General features: G+C 62.9%; 1 protein-coding gene. It reads right to left on the bottom strand.

What is annotated here, in order from left to right:
* Positions 1 to 1516 (bottom strand): tandem-95 repeat protein (locus AC1MEK_RS29790; RefSeq protein ID WP_480399838.1); only part of this gene is annotated, 1516 nt, incomplete at both ends.

Here is a 1516-nt window from a genome sequence, read left to right as displayed (position 1 = left end):
TACGGCCACGCCGTTGAGCAGCAGGGTGCCGCTGGTTGGCAGGTTGGTGATCTTCACGCCCAGGGCGGTGGTTGGCGAGTCGATGTCGGTGACACCGAACTTGCTCCAGGTCAGGGTCTGAGTGGTGTCCTCATCGCCAGTGCTGGTGCCGCCTGTCGCGGTCGGTGCATCGTTGACCGGATTGACCACCACGGTTGCGGTGTTCGGCGTGGTCGCAACGCCGTCGCTGACGCCGTAGCTGATGGTGGCGGTGCCGTTCCAGTCAGCCTTCGGCGTGAAGGTGTAGCTGCCGTCGCTGTTCTGTACCAGGGTGCCTTGGGATGCAGGCACGGTGACGTTTACCACCGAGAGCTTGTCGCCATCCACATCGCCGGCGTTCGCCAGTAACTGGTCTTTGGTGATCCTGATCGAGTGGTCTTCGTCGATCGCCGGCAGCGAGATCGTACTGGCAGTCGGCGCGTCGTTGACCGGCACGACCTTGACGGTGACGGTGGTCACGTTGGAGGTCGCCTGGCCATCGGTCACGCTGTAGCTGAAGGTCACATCGCCGTTTACGTTGGCGGCCGGGGTGAAGATCACGTTGTGATCGGCATCCAGCGCCACGGTGCCGAGCACCTTGCCGGAATTGTCGATGATCTGCGACGGGTTGCTCGGGTCGTTGCCCTTGACCATGTTGATGGTCAGCTTGTCGCCATCGACGTCGGTGTCGTTGCCCAGCAGGGCCGGAGCCTTGATGACCAGCGGGGTATCTTCCAGCGTGGTCAGGGCAGCGGTGCCCAGCGCGACTTCAGGGTTGGTGCCCAGCACATAGTAAGTGCCGACGGTGCTGCCGTTCACGGCGGCGACCTCGACCTTGAGCTGTGCCTGGCCGCCCTGATCCCAGTAGACGATCTGGATGTCGTGTTCGCCGCCAGTGGTCAGCGTGAACTGGGTGGTGTGCGCCGTTGGCGACTGGTTGGCGTTGTAGGACGCGACGACCTTGCCGTCGATCACGACGTTGTAACCGTCGTCCGCGGTGATTTTCAGCGAGTAGGTGCCGGCGGCCATGGTGACCTTGCCGGACAGCTCGATGATGGCATCGGACGTGGTGGTCTGCGTGGTGCCGCCGTTGGCGTAGGTCAGCGACCCCTTGTCCGCACCCAGGAAGGTGTTCAGGTTGCCGGAATGACCCAGGTCGTTGCCGAACAGGCTGCCACCGCCGTAGTTCAGGGTGGTGGCGTTGAAGCTGGCATCGGCGCTGTGCGAGCCGATGAAGTCCACTGCCTGCTTGATGGTGGTCAGGTTCGGACCGTCGGTGCCTTCCTTGTAGCCGTAGTAGTTGCCCTGCAGGCTGCCGGTGAACGGGGTGTAGTGGTCAGGGTTGGCGACAGGTGCGTCGTTGACCGGATTGACGTTGATCACGACGCTGGCTGGGTTGCCCAGTGTCGTGCCGCCATCGCTTGGCTGGAAGCCAATGGTTGCGTAGTTGTTGCCGTTGGCGTTATCGGCAGGCTTGAAGGTCAGCTTGCCGTCATCG

It is taken from the genome of Pseudomonas sp. 2, from assembly GCF_056627435.1.
Note: the sequence above shows the minus strand (reverse complement) of the source record. Positions and strands in the feature narration are given on the sequence as shown.